This is a genomic window from Arthrobacter sp. CAN_A1 (assembly GCF_015751665.1).
Lineage (GTDB): Bacteria > Actinomycetota > Actinomycetes > Actinomycetales > Micrococcaceae > Arthrobacter_D.
On record NZ_JADOUR010000004.1, the window covers coordinates 240,722 to 258,946 of the forward strand.

The following is an 18,225-nucleotide window of genomic DNA, read 5'->3' on the forward strand; positions in this document are numbered from 1 at the left end:
CCGTGAACTGCTTTCCTCGATGGATGATGGATCTGCTATCAAGGGTACCAACTGGGGCAGCTGGCGGCTTGCGGGACATCCCGGGGGCGAGGTGGCAGGGTGGTGCTGTGGAAACGCATACAAATTCAGTCCAGGACCACACGTCGCTCTCCCCCGATCAGGAGGTGGCAACGCTGCTCATCCTCGGCGCGTCGGGTGATCTGACCGGCAGGCTATTGCTGCCCGGGCTCGCCCGGCTGGTGCGGCACGGCCGCGCCGATGGCCTCCACCTGGTGGGTGCCGGCTCCGATGACTGGACCGCCGAACGGTGGGCGACGCGGCTCACGGACTCCTTCGCCGCAGCGGCCGAGGACGCCGACGACGACGGCCGGGCGGCGCTCGACAAGCTCAGGACCACGAGCGAATACCGGCAGCTTGACGTGACAGCACCCGGAGCGCTGGCCCGGCTCGTCGCCACGCTGCCGGGTCCGGTAGCCCTGTACTTCGCGTTGCCGCCGGCGATCAGCGAGAAGGCGTGCGAGCTGCTCTCCCCCAGCGACCTGCCCGCCGGCACCCGGCTGGTGATGGAAAAGCCGTTCGGCACCGATCAGGCGGCGGCGTTCCGGCTCAATGAGACGCTGACCCGCCTGGTTCCCGAGGATCACATCCACCGGGTGGATCACTTCCTGGGTAAAGCCACGGTGCTGAACATCCTTGGCCTCCGGTTTGCCAACCGCCTGCTCGAGCCGGTCTGGAACAACCTCCACATCGATCGGGTGGAGGTGGTGTACGACGAAGATCTGGCCCTGGAGGATCGAGCCCGCTATTACGACGGCGCCGGCGCCCTCCGTGACATGATCCAGAGCCATCTGCTGCACGCCGTGGCCATCCTGGCCATGGAATCGCCCGTGAGCCTGCACGAGCGCGACCTCAGGGACGGGATCGGCGCCGTGCTGCGTGCCAGCGAGGTTGACTCCGACTTTGCCCACAGCACCCGGCGCGCCCGGTACACGGCCGGCAGCATCGGCGGACGGAGCATTCCTGATTACGCTGCCGAGGCCGGCGTTGACCCCACCCGCAAGACTGAAACGCTCGCCGAGATCACCGTCTCGATCAACAATGCGCGGTGGGCCGGCGTGCCGTTCATCCTCCGGTCCGGGAAAGCGCTCGGCGGGAAACGCAAGGAAGCGCTCGTCACATTCAAACCGGTGAGCCACCTGCCCACCGGTTTCACCGGACAGGACATGCCCACCCGGCTGCGAATCGGATTCGGACCCGAGACGCTGCAACTCGAGATTGATGTCAACGGCCCGGGGAACATCTTCTCCCTGGACCGTGCGGTCCTTGAGACCGAGCTCAACGCCTCGGAACTGCTGCCCTACGGTGAAGTCCTCGAAGGGGTGCTGACCGGCGACCCCACCCTGTCCGTTCGGGGGGACACCGCTGAAGACTGCTGGCGGATCGTGGATCCGGTGCTCGACGCCTGGGCTGCCAACGAGGTGCCGCTGGACGAATATCCCGCCGGGTCGTCGGGGCCAGCCACCTGGGAGAAGTAGCCGGGTCCTTAACCGCCGAAGTCACCCTTCACCTCCGGATACCCGCTGGTCGGCGGTGACCCCGGAGGTAAAGGGTGACTTCAACCGGTGTGGTGGGCTTAGAGTGCGGCGTCGCCGCGTTCCCCGGTGCGGACGCGGACGGCGTCCTCCACCGGGATCACCCAGACCTTCCCGTCACCGGCCCGACCGGTGTTGGCAGTTGAGACCAGGACGTCAACAATGTCAGTGACCCAGGCGTCTGCGACGAGGACCTCGACGCGGATTTTCTGGAGCAGATCGACAGTGTATTCAGCGCCGCGATACACCTCGGTGTGGCCGCGCTGTCTTCCGTAGCCGCTTGCCCCGCTGACCGTGAGGCCCTGTACCCCGTAGGTTTCCAGGGCTCCGCGGACGCCGTCGAGCTTATCCGGGCGGACGATTGCTGTTACCAGCTTCATGAGTTCACCTTTTCCGAAGTACTCTCGGTTGCTGCAACATTGTTGGTGGGATGGAACTGTCCGCCGACGCCGAGGCCGCCGAATTCATAGGCCGTCTCTGCGTGCTCCGAGAGGTCGACGCCGGATACCTCGTTGTCAGCGGTGACGCGGAATCCGATGGTCTTGTGGATACCGAGACCGATGATGGCTGTCATGACTGCGGACAGGGTGATGGCTACCAGGACGGAAACGACCTGGGCCAGGAGCTGGCCGCCGCCACCGCCGTAGAAGAGTCCTCCGCCTTCGCCGTCAACAGGCATGGCGATGAATCCGAGGGCGATGGTGCCGAGGGTGCCGGCCACCAGGTGGACGGCGACGACGTCGAGCGAATCGTCGAAGCCGAGCTTGTACTTGAGGCCGACGGCGAGGGCACACAGTGCACCGGCGACCAGACCGAGGCCGATGGCGCCGATGGGGCTGACGTTGGCGCAGGCGGGGGTAATAGCAACAAGGCCGGCGACGATACCCGAGGCAGCGCCCAGGGAGGTGGGCCGTCCGTCACGGAAGCGTTCAAGTACCAGCCAGCCGACCATTGCGGCGGCTGGGGCAACCATGGTGTTGACCCAGATCAGACCGGCTTCTTCGGCAGTGCCTGCGGCGCCGCCGTTGAATCCGAACCAGCCGAACCACAGCAGTGCTGCGCCGAGCATGACCAGGGGGACATTGTGGGGGCGCTGTGCAGGATCCTTGCCGAAGCCCTGCCGCTTGCCGAGGATGATGGCCAACACCAGTGCTGCAACACCCGCGCTGATGTGGACTACCGTGCCACCAGCGAAGTCGATGGCTTCACCCACTGCGCCGCCGATTGCGCCGTCGGCGCTGAGGAGTCCGCCGCCCCAGACCATGAAGGCCAGGGGGCAGTAGACGACGGTGACCCAGATGGGGACGAAGAGTGACCAGGCGCCGAACTTGGCGCGGTCGGCGATGGCGCCGCTGATGAGCGCGACGGTGATAATGGCGAAGGTGACCCCGTAGCCGGCCCCGATCATGTCCTCGGTGCCGATCAGGCCTTCGAGGCCGAAGGAGGCGAAGGGATTACCGAAAAGCTGGGCGACGCCGTCGCCCCCTGTCATGGAGTACCCCCAGAGAACCCAGACAATGCCGACCAGACCGACGGCGATGAAACTCATCATCATCATGTTCAGTGCGGCCTTGGCGCGCGTCATGCCGCCGTAGAAGAATGCCAACCCTGGTGTCATCAAAAGCACCATGGCGGCCGAAATCATTACCCAGACGTGACCTGCTGTCAGATCCATCGTCACATCCTCTCGCGAGTGGCGGGGAGATCCCGCAAGTGCAAGTCTGCCCGGGCCGTGTTTCCGTGCCGTGAACGAATTGATTGCCGGGAGGTTACAGAACTCTCACTGCGGTAAAGACTGCGTGACAGCTATGTTTCGGGCAGGTGAACTGGCCCTCAATTCGGCCCGGGTCACTGGACTGGAGACCCCGCCGGGGGTAGAGAAGGAAGGAGGCTGCGGGCTGGTTAGACTGGCTTAGAGCTGACAACGATGGAGAATAATGTCCGAATACCCTGATAGCCCCGCGCCTGATCCGTTACCGGAGGAGACCGGGCACGCCGCTGCCCGGCGCACCCGGCCCAGCCCCAAGGTGATGGTCGCTGCTGGCCTGGCGACCGTTGTGGTCCTGATCGGCGCCGGCGTGGGCATCACTGCCCTGGTCCAGGATGACGATCCAGCGGCGACACCGCCGTCGTCGCCCGCGACCACCAGCGCCGCACCTGTCGAGACCACTCCCGCACCCTCCCCCACACCCACGCCGACTCCGACGCCGGCCGAGCCGCTCCCGCCGGCCCCCACCGTGTTCTACGAGCAGGCTGGCCCACCGGCCGGTTCACCGCTGGACGCCGTCGAGCCGATGACCATCAGCGTGACCGATGAACCGACCGGCACCGAGCTGCCGTCCAACCTCATTGGCCTGTCACTGGAAGCCACCGATCTGGCGGATCCGCGGATGTCCGGCGACAATCCGGAAATCGTCGCGAGCCTGTCCGGTCTGGGACGCCCGATGCTCCGCTTCGGCGGCAACGCCGTGGACCGCCGGTTCTTCTGGACCTCATCGAACGAAGCAATTCCGGGCAACCTTGAGGGGGACAAGGCGCATCCGGTGCGTGCTGCCGGTCCGGCCGACCTGGAGCGGGTCAACACTCTCCTGGAAGCGGCAGACGCCACGATCAGCCTGACCGTGGACATGGGCAACTACGATCCCGAGCGCGCCGCTGATATGACCAAACACGCCGCCAACATTTTCGGTGACCGGCTGGTGGGAATCACCATCGGCAACGAACCCAACGGCTACCCCACCAACGGTCTCCGGCCTTCCGACTGGGGAATCCCCGATTACCTGGACGAGCTGAAGGCCTACGCGGACGCCATGTATGAGGTTGCGCCAGAGGTGCGGATTGTTGGCCCGGGCACGTACGCGGAAGCCTGGTGGGAACCGTTCACCCAGGCGGACCTGCAGCAGGAGAAGATCCTCTCGTTCCACCACTACCCGCTGTCGCAGTGCGACGGATCCAACGATCCGTTGGGCGAACCCATCATGGAGAACCTGATGGCTTCGGCAATCCACGACCGCGCCGAAGACTACCGCCGCGCAGCGCTCGCCCCGGCGAAGGAAGCCGGACTGGAAACCTGGATCCCCGAAACCGGGATCTCGGCCTGCCCCGGGTCAAACGAAACCACCAAGACCCATGCATCAGCGCTGTGGAGCGTCGACTATGCGCTGAGCGCAGCGCAGATCGGCATTCCCCGGCTGAGCTTCCACAGCTCGTTGCTGACCTGCGAGGGTGGTCCACCCATGTCGTCCATCTGCTCGGGCGGCGCCTACCTGCAGCCGGATGCGACCTTCAACGAGCGGGCCAACTACTACGGCCTCTCCATGGTTGCTGAGCTTCCACCCGGAGCGTTCCTGAAGAACACCGCTGAGGGTGGCGGACTGGCGTACAGCTACGTGGTCAAGCATGAAGACGGCAGCATGAGTGTTGTCCTGGTCAACGAGAACAACCCCGAGGTTGCTGCGCAGACCGATGTCACCGTGCAGTTGCCAGCCGGCGCCCGGACCAGCTCGATGACCCAGCTTGCCGGGCCGTCCTACGGTGCCGAGGACTCAACGGTGATCGACGGCCAGTTCGGTGCACCCATCCCGGCCGCCGACCGGCCAGCGATCCCCGGGTTCGTCCCGGGCGCGGAGTCGGTGCAGCTGCCGGTGACGGCGGGCACCGTGTCGGTGTTCCACTTCACCTTCTAGCTCCACACAAAAGCGGCGCCCCACGAGACATCGTGGGGCGCCGCTTTTGTGTGACCCGCTAGTTTAGCAGTGCGTCCACGAAGGTTTCGGCCTCGAAGAGTGCGAGGTCGTCGGCGCCTTCGCCGAGGCCCACCAGCTTCACCGGAACCCCGAGGCTGCGCTGGATGGCGACGACGATGCCGCCCTTCGCGGTGCCGTCGAGCTTGGTGAGGACAATGCCGGTCACGTTGACAACCTCAGCGAACACCCGTGCCTGGTTGAGGCCGTTCTGGCCGGTGGTGGCGTCCAGCACCAGCAGCACCTCATCGACGGTGGCAAGCTTCTCGATGACCCGTTTCACCTTGCCGAGCTCGTCCATCAGGCCCACCTTGTTCTGGAGCCGGCCGGCGGTGTCGATCATGACCACATCCACTTCGCCGTCGATGCCTGCCTTCACAGCCTCGAACGCGACCGACGCCGGGTCGGCGCCGTCGACGTCGGACCGCACGGTCGGCACTCCGACCCGCTGGCCCCAGGTGGCCAGCTGCTCGGCGGCCGCGGCACGGAACGTGTCCGCAGCGCCCAGCAGGACGTCCTTGTCATCGGCAACGAGGACGCGGGCCAGCTTGCCCACCGTCGTGGTCTTCCCCACGCCGTTGACGCCCACCACCAGCACCACGGCAGGACGGTCGGCGTGCCGGTCGGTGGCAAGGGACCGGTCCATCGTGGGATCGACCAGCTTGATCAGTTCCTCGCGCAGCATGGCCTTGACCTCGGCGGGGCTGCGGCTGCCCGCAACCTTCACCCGGGCCTTGAGCGCGTCCACCAGTTCCATGGTCGGTTCGGTGCCCAGATCGGCGAGCAGAAGGGTTTCTTCGATCTCATCCCACACGTCTTCGTCGATGTTGTCGCGGGACAGCAGGGCGAGGAGGCCCTTGCCGAGTGCGTTGTTCGACCGGATCAGCCGGGCGCGGAGGCGCGCCAGGCGGCCCTGCACCTCGTCGGGCGTCTCCACGGGAACGGTTTGGGTGCCGGTGGTGGTCTCGTCCAGGTCGCGGAGATCATCCGGAACGACGACGTCGGGCGCTGGGCCGGTCGGCCGCTCCAACGTGTCTGTAGAGGTTCCCGGAGTTCCACCGGTCACGCGGTCGTCGTCGTCGCGGGTAGTGGTGTAGGTCCCCGGGGGCGTTCTGCGTCCCTTCAGCAGGAACACGGCTAGCGAGCCGATCACCGCGAGGGAAATGGCTACGTAAATTACTATCTGGAGCGTCGTCTCGTTCACAGATCTAGCTTCTCATACGCCTCTGGCACGGCCCGGAGGAAACTGGTGAAAGACTATCCTCATCATGTTCAGCCTCAGACGCTCCCCCGCCACCGGCACTGCCGCCGTCGAACCCGCAGAACGCATCAAGATCCCCCAGGAAATCTGGGTCCTGATTGCTGCGGCCTTCGTCATTGCCATCGGTTTCGGGCTGGTGGCACCGGTCCTGCCGCAGTTCGCCCAAAGCTTCGATCTGCCGCCGATTGTCGCCCGCCTCGATCTGGGCGTGACCGCGTCGGCGATCATTGTCAGCGCGTTCGCCTTCACCCGCCTGGTCTTCGCGCCCGCGGGCGGCAAACTCGTTGAACGGCTCGGTGAGCGGCCGGTCTACGTGTCGGGGCTCCTGATTGTGGCACTGTCGACGGGCGCTTGCGCGTTTGCCGCCGACTACTGGCAGCTGCTGATCTTCCGGGGGCTGGGCGGGATCGGTTCCACCCTGTTCACGGTGTCGGCGATGGGCCTGATCGTCCGGTTGGCGCCGCCGGGACTGCGGGGCAGGGTATCGGGCTCGTACGCGTCGGCGTTCCTGCTCGGGAGTATTTTCGGTCCGCTGATCGGCGGACTGCTGGCCGTGTTCGGGCTGCGGGTGCCCTTCCTGGTGTACGCCGGCGCCTTGATCGTCGCGGCGGCCGTGGTGTTCATCAAGCTGCGGGATTCGGCCCTCCGGGACAAGGCAGCCAACGTGGCGCCGCTCCCCGGCCTGTCGGTCCGCGAAGCCCTCGGGGATTCCGCGTATCGGGCGGCACTCGCCTCGGGGTTCTCCAACGGCTGGTCCTCGTTCGGGGTCAGAATGGCCCTGGTACCCCTCTTTGTTGTTGCGGTCCTGGACGAGGGCCCGGAGGCCGCGGGCATAGCACTGACGTTCTTTGCCATCGGCACTGCCCTGGCGCTCACCTTCTCCGGCAGGCTGGCCGACCGGCTGGGCCGCAAACCCATGGTCCTGACCGGGTTGGCCGTCAACGGGCTGGCAATGGCAGGGCTCGGGTTCACCACCGACCTGGTGATGTTCCTTGCTGTCTCGGTCATCGCCGGCCTCGGAGCCGGACTGCTCAACCCTGCCCAGCAGGCGGTGATTGCTGATGTGATCGGCAACCAGCGCAGCGGCGGCAAGGTGCTTGCCGCGTTCCAGATGAGCGCTGACACCGGTGCCATTATCGGCCCGATCCTTGCCGGCCTGATCGTCGACGCCCTGTCCTTCGGGTGGGCATTCGCCCTGACCGGCGTCGTCGCGTTCGCGGCGTTCCTGGTCTGGCTGGGCGCCCGTGAGACGCTGCCCGAGAAGGCGGGCTCGGCTGAGCAGAGCCCTTAAACGTCGACCAGCCGCTGGCTGATCACCGTTGAGACGCCGTCGCCCCTCATCGTGACGCCGTACAGCGCGTCGGCCACCTCCATGGTCCGTTTCTGGTGCGTGATGACGATGAGCTGGCTGGATTCGCGGAGCTCCTCGAAGATGGTGATGAGCCGGCCGAGGTTGGTGTCATCGAGGGCCGCCTCCACTTCGTCCATCACATAGAACGGCGAGGGTCGGGCTTTGAAAATGGCCACGAGCAGTGCGACGGCGGTCAGCGAGCGCTCACCCCCCGACAGGAGCGAGAGGCGCTTGATCCTCTTCCCCGCCGGGCGTGCCTCCACCTCAATCCCGGTGGTGAGCATGTTGTCAGGGTCGGTCAGGACCAGCCTGCCCTCGCCTCCCGGGAACAGTCGGCCAAACACCCGCTCAAACTGGACAGCGGTGTCCCGGTACGCGGCGGTGAAGACCTGCTCCACCCGTTCGTCCACCTCCCGGATGATGTCCAGCAGGTCCTTGCGGGTCGCCTTCAGGTCCTCCAGTTGGGTGCTCAGGAACTGGTGGCGTTCCTCCAGGGCGGCGAACTCCTCAAGTGCCAACGGGTTGACCCGGCCCAGCGACGCGAGATCCTTCTCCGCGCGCTTCAACCGCTTCTCCTGGACCTCCCGCACGTACGGCACCCCGGTGGGCACCGGATTTCCGGCCTCGTCCACGGGTGCCCTGAGCTCAGCCCATTTGTCGGCGGCCGCTGCGGGCACCGGCACCGGCAGGTCGGGACCATACTCGGCGATCAGATGGTCAGCGGTGAATCCGAGCTCGTCGATCGAGCGGTTCTCCAGCGTTTCGATCCTGGCCCGCTGCTGGGTGCGCGCCAGTTCGTCGCGGTGGACCGAATCGGTCAGCTCGGCCAGCTCGGCGAGGAGCCTGTCGTTGGCGGTGCGAACCTCAGCCAGCTCGGCGTCCCACTGGGCCCGCCGCTCCTCGGCGGCGTCCCGGCGACGCGCCGCCCGGTCCACCGACACGTCCAGGTAGGTGAGCGCACTGTGGACCGCGTGCCCGACGGCGGCGGCCCGCTTGGCCTGCAGGCGGCGGATTTTTGCCCGCTCGGCAGCCTGGACCCGTGCCTGCCGTTCGGCAACCGCTGCCCGTTCCAGCGACTGGGCACGGTTGGCAATGGCCCTGAGTTGTTCCTCTGCGCTGCGCAGGGACAACCGGACTTCCATCTCGGCCTGCCGCGCCTGGGCAGCCCCGAGGGCCAGCAGGTCGCGGTGCTCGGTGGACGGCTCGGTCTCCGTAGGCGCCTCCTGGGCGGCGGCAAGCCGCCCTGTGACCTCGTGGAGCCGGTCCTCCTCGGCGGCGAGGTTGGCGACTGCGGCATCTGCCAGCCGGGTCAGGCGTTCGGTCTCTCCTGCTGCGGACCGCACCACCGATCCCAGCTGCCCCAGCTTCTCTGCGACCGCCGCGAGGCGGGCATCCGAATCGTGGAGTTGTTCCAGGGCACTGTCGGCCGCGGTCTGGGTCTCGTGGAGCCGTGCCGCGGCGGCGGCGATCTCGAACCGGGCGCGTTCCCTCCGGTTGGCCGCGGCGTCTAACCGCTCGGTGGTCTCGTCCACCGCTGCCTGCACCTCCAGGACCCCCGGTTCGCCGGCGGAGCCACCCCGCACCGACGCGACGGTGATCACCTGGCCGTCGCGGGTGACGGCCGTCAGCCGGGGCTGCGCCTCCACCACGGCAAACGCCTCAGCGAGGCCTTCGACCACCACCCGGTCGGTCAGCAACCCCGCGACGACGCCGGCGAGCCTGTCATCGCAGCGGACCAGGTCCGCGGCGAGCAGGGCACCATTGGGTACCTCTGCCGCTGCCACTCCTGACCCGGTGGTCTGCTCATCCCCGCCCGGCCCTCCGGCAATGAGGAGCGTGACCTGGCCGGCGTCGTCGTCAAGGACCCGACGCAGCACCCGCTCGGCCGCCCGTAAATCCTCGACGGCGACGGCGTCCGCTGCCGGGCCGAGGGCGGCGGCGATCGCCGTCTCATACCCCGGTTGCACGGTCATCAGGTTGGTGACGGCGGGGAGGACCCCCTCCAGCCCGGCGTCGAGCACCGCCTGGCTGCCGTCCCTGCGCTGCAGTCCGGTCTTCAGCGCATCGCGGCGTGCCTGCAGTGACTCCCGTTCCCGGTCGGCGGCGCGCTCCTGATTCGTCAGCTCCTCGATTTCCGCCTGCACTGCCTCCAGCGCTCGGCTGGCGGTTTCGTACTGTTCGTCAAGGTTCTCCTCACCCTCCTCGACGCCCGCCACCTGCACCTCGAGTGCCGCGAATTCCTGCTGGGCGGCGGCACGGCGCACGTCGACGTCGGCCACCGAGGCGCGCAGCCGGCCCAGTTCGGCCTCGGCAGACTCCACCCGTGACCGGGCAGCACCCACCTGGCCGGTGAGCTTCGCCAGTCCCTCACGTCGATCCGCCGCAGCACGCAGCAACCCGGTGAGCCGCGTGTCCTCGACCGCCGCGGCGTCCTCCGCGTCCCCCCGCAGTTCGACGGCCGTCTCCAGCGCCTCGCGCCGTTCCTCCACGTGGTCTTTCAGCGCAGCTTCCTCAGCACGGACGCGGGCAGCCTGCTGGTCCAGCTCATCGGGGGTCCTGCCGCCCGTCCGGGAGGCGCCGTCGTCGGCACTATCGCCGAGGAGCCGCCGACGTTCCTCGGCGAGGCTGCCCAGCGACCTGAACCGTTCACGGGTGTTGGCGAGCTGGTACCAGGTGTCACGTGCGACGTTGAGCCGTGGGGTGGCCTCGGCGGCGAACCGTTCAAGGTCGGCTTGCCGGGACCGTCCGCCGGCGAGGATCTGCTCGACGTCGGCGCGGCGTTCCTTCAGGGCCGTCTCATCGGCGACGTCGCGGTCGAAGGAGTTCATCAGCTGCACCAGGTCATCGGCCATCAGCCGTGCCCGGGCGTCCCTGACATCGAATTGGACGGTCTTGGCGCGGCGGGCGACGTCGGCCTGCTTTCCCAGCGGGGTGAGCTGGCGGCGGATTTCACCGGTCAGGTCGGTGAGACGGGTGAGATTGGCCTGCATGGCGTCGAGTTTGCGGACGGTCTTTTCGCGGCGGCGCCGGTGTTTGAGGATCCCGGCCGCCTCCTCGATGAACCCGCGGCGGTCCTCGGGGGTGGCGTGCAGCACCTTATCCAGTTGGCCCTGCCCGACAATCACGTGCATTTCCCGACCCAACCCGGAGTCCGAGAGTAGTTCCTGGATGTCGAGGAGCCGGCAGGTGCTGCCGTTGATCGCGTACTCCGAACCACCCGTGCGGAACAGGGTGCGGGAGATGGTCACCTCCGCGTACTCGATGGGGAGGGCGCCGTCGGCGTTGTCGATGGTCAGCGACACCTGGGCCCTACCGAGGGGCGGCCGGCCCGAGGTCCCGGCGAAGATGACATCCTCCATTTTGCCGCCGCGGAGAGTCTTTGCGCCCTGCTCGCCCATCACCCAGGCCAGAGCGTCCACCACGTTGGATTTACCGGACCCGTTGGGACCCACCACGGCGGTGACGCCCGGCTCGAAGTCGAACGTCGTGGCGGACGCGAAGGACTTGAAGCCGCGCACGGTTAGACTTTTCAGATGCACAGGGTCTCTTAGGCTCCAGAAGGTGATGGGTTTTCCCCCAATCTACTGCGTGGAGGGCCTGTTCAGCAGCATTGTGTGGGTTCACGCACCGCGTAATTAAGCGTCAACGCGGGCTGGGGAAAGCTACAGGAAGTAGGCTTTATAACGAATCGTGAGATTCGTTTGTGCGTCCGAGTGCCCCAGAGGCCATCCAGCGCAGGTTATCGAGGCGCACTGACCAGTCGACAAGGAAGAAAATTTGACCGGCAATTTCAACTTCCGACACCACAACACGGCGCTGCTTGGCGTGGAAAGTGTTGAGGCTCCGGTCATCGTCACCTCCAACGAGTTCGACCGTGTTTTGGCTCCGGCGCTCAAGCGCCTGCGACTCTCCAGCGGCCTGCTACAGCGGGTGGCTGGTATCACTGAACGCCGATGGTGGGCTCCGGGTACCCGGTTTGACGACGCCGCCATCGAAGCGGGAGCAAAAGCGCTGGCTTCCTCGGGTATCGGGGCATCCCAGATCGGCCTTCTCATCAACACGTCGGTGACCCGCACCAACCTGGAACCCTCGGTTGCAGTGAAAATCCACAACGGGCTGGGGCTGCCGTCGTCGGCGATGAACTTCGACGTCGCCAACGCCTGCCTCGGATTCGTCAACGGAATCACCCTGGCCGCGAACATGATCGAAGCCGGGCAGATCCAGTACGCGATGGTGGTCAATGGTGAGGATTCCCAGGCCACCCAGGAAGCCACGCTGCGCCGCCTCAACCAGCCTGACGCGACCCGGGCCAGTTTCCTACAGGAGTTCGCCACCCTCACCCTCGGTTCGGGGGCTGCCGCCGCAGTGCTGGGCCCGGCCGATGCCCACCCGGGCGCCCACCGCGTGCTGGGCGGCGTGGCGCGTGCCGGCACCGAGCACCACGAGCTGTGTATCGGCGGCATGGACGGCATGTACACGGACGCCCAGGGCTTGCTCGACGGCGGCCTTGAGCTGGTGGTCGATGCCTGGAACGAAGCGCAACAGGAGTGGGACTGGACGTCGATGGACCGCTACATCACCCATCAGGTAAGCAGCACCCACACCAACGCCATTGTTGAGGCCATTGACCTTGATCCGTCCCGCGTGCCGATGACTTTCCAGAAGTGGGGCAACGTGGGCCCCGCGTCCCTGCCGATGACCCTCGCCGCCGAAGCGCAGACGCTCACCTCGGGTGACCGGGTGCTCTGCATGGGCGTGGGCTCAGGCTTGAACACCGCGATGCTGGAGATTGCGTGGTAGCACTTCCCGGCGTCGACCCGTCGTGGCCGGCCTACCGAGACGTCCCTTCCACAGCTGCAGTAGACCCTGAGGGAACCACCAACAGCTGGCACTACCTCGACAACGGCTCCCAACTCACCGAACCGGCGCGCGGGACACTGCTGTGTGTCCATGGCAATCCCACCTGGTCCTACCTGTGGCGGACCCTCCTCGCCGCCGGTGTGAAGCACGGCTGGCGGGTGGTCGCCGTTGACCAGCTGAACATGGGGCTGTCCGAACGGACCGGACGGTTCCGCAGGCTCGCCGACCGTGTGACTGACCTGGATGACTTCGTTGAGTCGTTGGACATCACCACACCCATCACCACGGTGGGTCACGACTGGGGCGGCGTGGTCAGCCTCGGATTCGCCGACCGGCGCAGAGACCTGGTGTCCGGCGTCGTACTCACCAATACGGCCATCCACCAGGACCCCGCTCGGCAGATTCCCGCCCCGCTGCGGCTGGCGCTGCACCCGTTGGTGCACCGGTGGGGCACCAAGGACACGTCGGCGTTCCTTGACATCACCCACGCGCTGGCCCGTCCGTCCCTGTCGAAGGAGGTGCGGAAGGCGTTCCTGCTGCCGTACCGCGGTGGCGCCCGGCGCCAGGGGATCGCCGATTTCGTCGCCGACATTCCTGCCGACCCGTCCCATCCCAGCTATCCGGCCCTTCGAGGCATTGCCGAGGGCATCCGGACTTTGAAGGTGCCGGCGCTGATGCTGTGGGGGCCTGAGGACCCGATTTTCTCCGACGCGTACCTCAACGACCTCGCGGAGCGTCTCCCCCAGGCCGATATCCACCGGTTTGAGGGCGCCAGCCACCTGGTGGGCGAGGACCGGGATATCGCGACGCCGTTGTTCGCCTGGCTGGGTGGTACCGCAGCGCCGGCCTCCGAGACCGCTTCGCCGTCGTCGTTCACCCCACTCGAGCATGAACTGACCCAGCGGGCGCAGGGGCCTGACGCGGGCCAGTTGGCGGTCGCTGACATGGGCGCTGACGGCCGGATCGGTCGGTCACTGTCGTGGCAGGAGCTCGAGGCCCAGGTGCAGTCCCTCGCCGCGGCGCTGCGGGGCATCGGTGTCCGCCGGGGCAGCAGGATCAGTCTGATGGTGCCCCCCGGTGTCGAACTCACCGTGCTGCTGTACGCGTGCCTGCGGATTGGCGCGGTCATCATCGTCGCCGACGCCGGCCTGGGCCGGAAGGGCCTGAGCAAGGCGGTCCGGGGCACTGTTCCCGACTTCCTGATCGGCATTGACCTCGCATTGACTGCAGCACGGCTGTTCGGTTGGCCGGGGCGCCGCATCAGTGTTTCGGCGTTGCCAACGGCCAAACGGAAGATGCTGGGGGTGGAACACTCCCTGACGGAACTCCGTGCCGGGGCGGCCGGGGCTGTGGGTGCCGCTGGCGATCCCGGAGAGCCTGCCGATCCCCGGGATGACGTCGTGGATCCCGACGCCGACGCCGCCATCCTGTTCACCTCCGGTTCCACCGGGCCCGCCAAGGGCGTCGTGTACACGCACCGACGGCTTGCCGCGATGCGGGATACCGTCGCGCGGACGTTCGGCATCCGACCCGGCGACGGTCTGGTGGCCGGTTTCGCGCCGTTCGCGTTGCTCGGTCCGGCGCTGGGGACAACATCGATCACCCCGGCCATGGACGTCACCAAGCCCAAAACCCTCTCAGCCGCAGCCCTGGCCGATGCTGTAGCCGCCATCAACGCCACCGCCGTGTTCGCGTCTCCGGCGGCGCTTCGGAACATCCTTGCCACCCGGGGAGAACTGACTGCCGCTCATCGGGACGCGCTGGCCCGCGTCCCGCTGCTGCTCTCGGCTGGCGCTCCGGTGCCGTCACGGTTGCTGACCGAGCTGCAGGGCATTCTTCCTGCGGCGTCGCTGCACACGCCCTATGGCATGACTGAGGCGTTGCCCGTCACGGACATCGAACTGGGGTTGATCCTTTCGGCCGAAGCCGATGCTGCAGCCGGAAAGGTGATCGGCGCGGGGAATGGCGTCTGCGTGGGCAGGGCCGTCTCAGGTGCGCAGATCGCTGTCAGTCCCCTTGAACCATCAGGCGTGGCCGGCAGCTCCCCCACCACTGACGCCGGAATCACCGGAGAAATCCTGATCCAGGCTCCGCACGTGAAGGAGCGGTACCACCGGCTGTGGATCACCCAAAGCGACAGCTCACGCACTGAGGGGTGGCACCGGACCGGCGACGTCGGCCATTTCGACGGCAACGGCAACCTCTGGGTCGAGGGCAGGCTCCCCCACATCATCACGGCGCCCACCGGAGTCGTCACCCCCGTCGGAGTGGAACAGGCCCTCGAAACGGTCGACGCCGTCGGGCTCGCCGCGGTGGTCGGCGTCGGCCCTACCGGCACCCAAGTGGTGGTCGCCGTCGTCGAGACCCTGCCACAGGTCAACAAACCCGGGCTGGCCCCTGCTGCCCTGGCCACTGCTGCGCGGAACGCTGCCCGGTCCGCCGGGATGGAGATTTCCGCGGTGTTGGTGGTTCCGTCGCTGCCCACCGATATCCGGCACAACGCGAAGATCGACCGGACCCGGGTGGCGGCGTGGGCGGCCGGAGTGCTCGCCGGCGGGAAAATAGGCGCGCTGTGAAGGTTCTCGTGACCGGCGCCAGCGGAATGCTGGGCCGGGTGACGGCGGACCGTTTCCGGTCCCAGGGGCATGAGGTGCGGACATTCCAGCGTCGGCCGTCCGGTCTGGCCGGCGTCGAGGACTGTCTCGGATCGGTCACCGATCCGGCAGCGGTCCAACGGGCTGTACGGGACAGGGACGTGGTGGTCCACCTTGCGGCGAAGGTGTCCTTTGCCGGTGCTGCAGCTGACTTCGAGGCCATCAATGTGGAGGGCACCCGGGTGCTGCTCTCTGCTGCGCGTGCCGCTGGGGTCAGGGACTTCGTCTTTGTGTCGTCGCCGTCGGTGGCGCATGTGGGTGAGTCACTGGTGGGGCAGGGCGCCACGACCGCCACACCGGACCTTGTACGGGGTCATTACGCCCAGACCAAGGCGCGGGCCGAGTTGCTGGCGCTGGACGCCAACAGCGCAGACTTTAGGGTGGCAGCCGTCCGGCCGCACATCGTGTGGGGCCCTGGGGATACCCAGTTGGTGGAGCGGGTGATCGAACGCGCCCGGTCCGGGCGCCTGCCGTTCCTGGATGGCGGGACAGCCCTGGTTGATACCACCTATGTGGACAACGCGGCAGCGGCACTGGTCGCGGCGGTGCACGGTATGGACCGGGTGGCTGGGCAGGCTGTGGTGGTCACCAACGGTGAGCCGCGGCCGATCGGCGAGCTGATTGACGGGATTTGCCGGGCCGGTGGGGTGCAGCCGCCACGCTGGGCAGTGCCGAGCCGGGTGGCGCGGGTGGCCGGATCACTGGTTGAGCTGGTCTGGCAGCGGGGCGGCATCGACAGTGAGCCGCCGATGACGCGGTTCCTTGCCGAGCAACTGTCCACTGCTCACTGGTTTGACCAGCGCCGGACCAGGGAACTGCTGGCGTGGACACCGGCTGTGTCGATCGATGAGGGTCTGGCGCGGCTCGCCCGGCATTATCTGGGCTAGCTCACTCCTCCCGTGAGGCCTCTGGCCTTCTAGTTCCCGGCCGTCGGCTCTTCGCCCACCGCACCATCGGCCTGTTCCCGCAGCACGTCGATATGACCCAGGTGGCGCGCGGTCTCTTCGATCAGGTGCTGCAGTATCCATCGGAGGGTGTAAGCGCCGCGGGACGATACCGCGTCCAGCGAAGACGCTGCCTGGATGACGGCATCGCAGCGGCCCGCTTCGGCCGCATAGTCCTGGAGGAGCCGTTTCATGGGAACGTCGGGGGTGACGTGGAATTCGCCGTCGGGATCCTCGTCCGTCCAGTCGAAGGTGAGCCCCTGCTCCCCCGCGAACACGTCCCTCAGCCAGGACCGTTCAACGTTTTCGAGATGGCGGACCAGTCCGTGCAGAGTGAGCCCGGTGGGGGTGGCGACTGCGCGGAGGGCTGCGTCGTCAGCGCCTCCCACCTTCCAGGCGACCAGGTCGCGTTGGCGTTGGAGGAAGCCGAGGGTGGTGGTCAGTTCGTCGCCCTGATGGGCGGGCTCGGTGATTCCCCGCCGCACTCCGTTCGACGGTCCTGCACCGTCGCCATCCGTTTGTGTCATGGGCTCACCCTAGCGGCGAGCCGTCTGACCGGGAAGCACAACGGCACAGACGTGGCTTTCGTCCACACTGGCTTGTGGTGTGACCGCGACCATTCTGGCGTTGGGATGAATATCCTGTGCCCGCGCTCCTATACTGCTGTATCTTTACTGCGCTATTGCCGTCGATTACAGTGCGACGGTGGAAACTTCGCTGAGGAAGTACGATCCCTATGTTCCCCAGACGCCACCGATGGCCGAGGATGACCCGGTGGTGCGGTGGCTGCTGAAGGGCGATCCGGCGATCCGTTGGCAGGTGTTCAGCCACCTCCTCGACGCCCCGCAGGATGAGGTGGTCGTTGAGCGGGCGCGGGTGGAACATGAGGGGTGGGGCGCTCGGCTGCTCGCGCTACGGGCGCCTGACGGACAGTGGGCGGACGGGGCGTGCTTTCCACATACCGCGGAGTTCGCCGAGAGTACCGCGCGGGCCTTGGCCGCCAGCAAGCCGCCGCCGGCGTTCCCGTCACCCGCCACGGACCAGACCGGGTCGCCAGGTGAGCAGCCCAGGCAACCATGGACCGCCACCTACCCCGTGCTGCTGGACCTGTGCCATCTGGGCGTTCCGCCGGACAGCGCGGTGATGCGGGAGACGGCACAGTTGGTCGCCCGCAACTGCCGGTGGGAGTATGACGGGGTGCCGTTCTTCGCCGGGGAGGTCGACTGCTGCATCAATGCCGGCACTGTCCTGATCGGCACCTATCTCGGCATCGACGTCGGTCCGGTGGTTGAGCGGCTCCTGGCCGACCAGCTGCCTGACGGAGGCTGGAACTGCTGGGCCGAGTCGCCTGCGGCGCCGGGATCGTTCGCCAGCACTCTTGACGTGATCGACGCTTTACTGAGGTGGGAGCGTCGCACCGGTGGATCAGACGAGGTCGGCCGGGCCCGCCACGCGGGTGAGGAGTATCTGCTTCGACGCAGTCTGTTCCGGTCGTTGCGCACAGGCGAGGTGGTGAACCCCCGATGGCTTGAGTTCTCGTACCCTCCGCGCTGGCACTATGACCTGCTCAAAGCGACGAGCTATTTCGCTCTCCGCGGCGGGCCAGCCGATCCGAGGCTGACCGAGGCAGTCGATCACGTGCGCGCCAAGCGTCGGACAAATGGACGTTGGCTGCTGGAGAACACTCACCCCGGGGCGGTCCACTTCCGATTCGAAGAACCCGTTGGTACATCGAGCCGGTGGAACACCCTCCGGGCATTGCGGGTTCTTCGCTGGTACGACGCCGCACGTCTCTCCAACTGAGCAAAAGCATGAAGGCA

The 18,225-nt window shown here is 67.0% G+C and carries 12 protein-coding genes; 7 read left to right on the forward strand and 5 right to left on the reverse strand.

All coding sequences use genetic code 11. The features are described from left to right. Positions 1 to 164: 164 nt before the first annotated feature. Positions 165 to 1,535 (forward strand): glucose-6-phosphate dehydrogenase, encoded by a 1,371-nt coding sequence (locus IWX62_RS07030; RefSeq protein ID WP_442859244.1) that lies wholly within the window; start codon positions 165 to 167, stop codon positions 1,533 to 1,535. Between the two features lie 98 nt (positions 1,536 to 1,633). On the opposite strand, the gene IWX62_RS07035 is transcribed toward IWX62_RS07030, so the two are convergent. Together IWX62_RS07035 and IWX62_RS07040 are read right to left on the reverse strand one after the other, a co-directional pair. After that, positions 1,634 to 1,972 carry a P-II family nitrogen regulator gene (locus IWX62_RS07035; protein ID WP_019482927.1) on the reverse strand — a complete coding sequence of 113 codons (339 nt, stop codon included), beginning with the start codon at positions 1,970 to 1,972 and terminating at the stop codon, positions 1,634 to 1,636. Next, on the reverse strand, positions 1,969 to 3,267 hold the full coding sequence (locus IWX62_RS07040) for an ammonium transporter (RefSeq protein WP_196840650.1): 1,299 nt from the start codon (positions 3,265 to 3,267) through the stop codon (positions 1,969 to 1,971). The genes IWX62_RS07035 and IWX62_RS07040 overlap by 4 nt, the downstream gene beginning before the upstream one ends. Before the next feature lie 262 nt (positions 3,268 to 3,529). On the opposite strand from IWX62_RS07040, the gene IWX62_RS07045 reads away from it, so the two are divergent. After that, positions 3,530 to 5,278: a hypothetical protein gene (locus IWX62_RS07045; protein ID WP_196840651.1), complete on the forward strand. Its 1,749-nt coding sequence runs from the start codon at positions 3,530 to 3,532 to the stop codon at positions 5,276 to 5,278. 58 nt (positions 5,279 to 5,336) lie between these two features. Here IWX62_RS07045 and ftsY read toward each other — a convergent pair whose 3' ends face one another. Then, positions 5,337 to 6,539, reverse strand: a complete 1,203-nt coding sequence (gene ftsY, locus IWX62_RS07050; RefSeq protein ID WP_196840652.1) for a signal recognition particle-docking protein FtsY — start codon at positions 6,537 to 6,539, stop codon at positions 5,337 to 5,339. 64 nt (positions 6,540 to 6,603) lie between these two features. Between ftsY and IWX62_RS07055 the strand changes: the two genes are divergently transcribed. After that, entirely contained in the window at positions 6,604 to 7,887 is a 1,284-nt protein-coding gene (locus IWX62_RS07055; RefSeq protein ID WP_196840653.1) for an MFS transporter, read from the forward strand. Here IWX62_RS07055 and smc read toward each other — a convergent pair. Then, positions 7,884 to 11,486: a chromosome segregation protein SMC gene (gene smc, locus IWX62_RS07060; RefSeq protein ID WP_196840654.1), complete on the reverse strand. Its 3,603-nt coding sequence runs from the start codon at positions 11,484 to 11,486 to the stop codon at positions 7,884 to 7,886. The genes IWX62_RS07055 and smc overlap by 4 nt on opposite strands. 238 nt (positions 11,487 to 11,724) lie before the next feature. Here smc and IWX62_RS07065 point away from each other — a divergent pair, with 238 nt between their 5' ends. Genes IWX62_RS07065 through IWX62_RS07075 form a run of 3 tightly spaced genes read left to right on the forward strand, consistent with a single transcriptional unit; the run spans position 11,725 to position 16,348 of the window. Then, a complete protein-coding gene (locus IWX62_RS07065; RefSeq protein ID WP_196840655.1) occupies positions 11,725 to 12,747 on the forward strand; it encodes a 3-oxoacyl-ACP synthase III in 1,023 nt (340 codons plus the stop codon). Continuing rightward, entirely contained in the window at positions 12,741 to 15,383 is a 2,643-nt protein-coding gene (locus IWX62_RS07070; protein WP_196840656.1) for an alpha/beta fold hydrolase, read from the forward strand. Before IWX62_RS07065 ends, IWX62_RS07070 begins: the two co-directional genes overlap by 7 nt. Beyond that, complete coding sequence (locus tag IWX62_RS07075; RefSeq protein ID WP_196840657.1) at positions 15,380 to 16,348, forward strand: NAD-dependent epimerase/dehydratase family protein; 969 nt, start codon at positions 15,380 to 15,382, stop codon at positions 16,346 to 16,348. The genes IWX62_RS07070 and IWX62_RS07075 overlap by 4 nt, the downstream gene beginning before the upstream one ends. 29 nt (positions 16,349 to 16,377) lie before the next feature. Here IWX62_RS07075 and IWX62_RS07080 read toward each other — a convergent pair whose 3' ends face one another. Next, the gene (locus IWX62_RS07080) at positions 16,378 to 16,932 is read right to left on the reverse strand and encodes a DinB family protein (RefSeq protein WP_196840658.1); all 555 of its coding nucleotides are present in this window, start codon (positions 16,930 to 16,932) and stop codon (positions 16,378 to 16,380) included. Between the two features lie 178 nt (positions 16,933 to 17,110). On the opposite strand from IWX62_RS07080, the gene IWX62_RS07085 reads away from it, so the two are divergent. After that, positions 17,111 to 18,208: a hypothetical protein gene (locus IWX62_RS07085; protein ID WP_333483252.1), complete on the forward strand. Its 1,098-nt coding sequence runs from the start codon at positions 17,111 to 17,113 to the stop codon at positions 18,206 to 18,208. Positions 18,209 to 18,225: the final 17 nt, after the last annotated feature.

Excerpts from the sequence above, each read along its gene's own strand:
- IWX62_RS07040 (WP_196840650.1), bottom strand. The coding sequence starts at position 3,267 with ATGGATCTGACAGCAGGTCACGTCTGGGTAATGATTTCGGCCGCCATG.
- IWX62_RS07045 (WP_196840651.1), top strand. The coding sequence starts at position 3,530 with ATGTCCGAATACCCTGATAGCCCCGCGCCTGATCCGTTACCGGAGGAG.
- IWX62_RS07035 (WP_019482927.1), bottom strand. The coding sequence starts at position 1,972 with ATGAAGCTGGTAACAGCAATCGTCCGCCCGGATAAGCTCGACGGCGTC.
- IWX62_RS07055 (WP_196840653.1), top strand. The coding sequence starts at position 6,604 with ATGTTCAGCCTCAGACGCTCCCCCGCCACCGGCACTGCCGCCGTCGAA.
- IWX62_RS07080 (WP_196840658.1), bottom strand. The coding sequence starts at position 16,932 with ATGACACAAACGGATGGCGACGGTGCAGGACCGTCGAACGGAGTGCGG.